General features: G+C 38.4%; 3 protein-coding genes and 1 pseudogene. All 4 read left to right on the top strand.

Annotated elements, in window-relative coordinates:
- The first annotated feature begins 58 nt into the window (after positions 1-58).
- The 4 genes and pseudogenes from ACFIK7_RS00165 (at position 59) to ACFIK7_RS00180 (ending at position 1,804) form a co-directional block, all read left to right on the top strand.
- Positions 59-259, top strand: a complete 201-nt coding sequence (locus ACFIK7_RS00165) for a helix-turn-helix transcriptional regulator (protein WP_375631373.1) — start codon at positions 59-61, stop codon at positions 257-259.
- A gap of 99 nt (positions 260-358) precedes the next feature.
- Positions 359-1,028 (top strand): annotated as a pseudogene (locus tag ACFIK7_RS00170) (virulence-associated protein E); the annotation flags it as partial.
- Positions 1,029-1,244: 216 nt separating this feature from the next.
- On the top strand, positions 1,245-1,541 hold the full coding sequence (locus tag ACFIK7_RS00175; RefSeq protein ID WP_273791674.1) for a CopG family ribbon-helix-helix protein: 297 nt from the start codon (positions 1,245-1,247) through the stop codon (positions 1,539-1,541).
- Positions 1,532-1,804: a type II toxin-antitoxin system RelE/ParE family toxin gene (locus ACFIK7_RS00180; RefSeq protein WP_273791673.1), complete on the top strand. Its 273-nt coding sequence runs from the start codon at positions 1,532-1,534 to the stop codon at positions 1,802-1,804. The genes ACFIK7_RS00175 and ACFIK7_RS00180 overlap by 10 nt, the downstream gene beginning before the upstream one ends.
- The last annotated feature ends 239 nt before the right edge of the window (positions 1,805-2,043 follow it).

The following is a 2,043-nucleotide window of genomic DNA, read 5'->3' on the forward strand; positions in this document are numbered from 1 at the left end:
AATGTGGTTAATAAATAGTTATGATTTGTTACCATTTTTTGATAGAAAGGATTTTAGTATGACAGAAAATGATATTCTTTTAACAGACCGTGAAAGTGCAAAATTGCTTCATATGAGTGTTTCAATATTCCGCCGTCATGTAACCAATGGCTCTCTCCCAAAACCTTTAAAATTTGGTTTTTTATCGCGTTGGTTACAATCGGATCTTTTGAATGTCATCGAGCAAGCAAAACAGCAACGTTATAACGACGCAGCATAAAAAAAAACCTTGTCACGTAAGGACGGACAAGGCTTTCTCAAACTCATCACCCTAGAGAGTGCACAATCCGTCCTGTGACGCAACGTTATAGGATTTACAATGATGTGTTCTTTTAAGAATGCGCAAGGTATCACACGTGCTGTGCCGCGGGGTTTGGCATGGGCGTTATGGAACAGCCCGTTGCCCTGCTCATGATGATAGGCTACCTAGCTTATCCCTTGCCAATGGACATGATGGGCGTCTCTTAATCTACTGTTATGCTGGTTGCTCTTTTAGAGAGATCATACAAGCGCTTATTAGAATTGGGTTGCTTGGAAAACAAGCTTATGATCAGACGCTCTCTTTCTCCAAACAGTTTTGTGCTGATCTCAAACGAGCAAAACAGAAAGCAGAGAGAGCAAAAACAATTTGGCAACAAAGCCAACCAATCAAAAATACTTTAGCAGAAACCTATTTACGTATGCGGCATATCACATGTGATTTGCCTCCCGATTTACGCTTTTACGACAAATGTTCGCACCCCTCTGGGGTTACACTGCCCGCGTTGGTTGCTTTTGTTAAGGGCGCTGGCTCTTTCGCCATTCATAGAACCTTTTTACAAGCCAATGGCTGCAAAACAGACCAAAAACCAGCAAAAGCCATGTTGGGATCTGTAACAGGTGGTGCTGTGCATTTAAGTCAAGCCAATCCCAAACATCTGGTCATTTGTGAGGGCATTGAAACGGGGCTGTCTCTGCTGTCTGGGTTGTTATCAGAGCCCGTTGATTTANCCAATCCCAAACATCTGGTCATTTGTGAGGGCATTGAAACGGGGCTGTCTCTGCTGTCTGGGTTGTTATCAGAGCCCGTTGATTTATGGGCGTCCCTTTCAACCCTATGAAAATGCAAAATAGATATAAAATATCTATTTTAACAGTAGCTATTGAAGAAATAGTAAAAATACATTACATTAGAACTACTTTGTAACACATTAAGTGGTTGTAAAATGGCTGAAACAACATTTACCTTTCGCGTCGATGATGTATTAAAAAATGAATTTTCCAAAGCAGCAAAGGCGTGTGATAGATCTGGTGCACAATTATTGCGGGATTATATGCGCGATATCGTAAAAGAACAAAAAGAAAAAAGTGCATACGATTTATGGTTTCGGGAACAAGTTCAATTAGGGATAAACTCTGCTAATGCAGGTGATATAATATCTTCTGAAGAAATCGAAGCAGAAGCAAAGGAATGGCGCTTAAAAACACAAAGTAAACTCGATAGATCAACTTTATGGAGCTAATTTGGACACAAGTAGCACACGTTGACCGCAAAAAGATACGTGAATACATATCACAAGATAATCCTTCTGCTGCCTTAAAGTTTGATCAACTTTTATCTGAAAAAGTAGAAAAACTTGTTAAATTTCCTACTCTTGGTCGTTTAGGACGAATTGTAAATACACGTGAACTTATTGTACATTCAAATTATATCATGATTTATGATATTTCAAATGGCGTTGTGCGTATTTTACGTGTGCTTCATACAAAGCAAAAATTTCCTTAATCAACTGTATTTTTATTTATTTGGTAATTGAAGCAAATTATTTTCTACAATACTGCGCTCCGTATCAGTAAATAATGATAAATTATTATTTTTCTAATATTGCAAATATGATTGCATAATTACTTTGCACACCGCTTAGTTTCTACTCGTAAAAATAATGATGATACTCTTGGTAAACGACGTTTTATTGTCAATGATGTGACAGTCGAAAAGCTTGGGGAACTCTTAACCCCCCCCCC

This window comes from Bartonella sp. CL266QHHD, from assembly GCF_042195355.1.
Taxonomy (GTDB): domain Bacteria; phylum Pseudomonadota; class Alphaproteobacteria; order Rhizobiales; family Rhizobiaceae; genus Bartonella.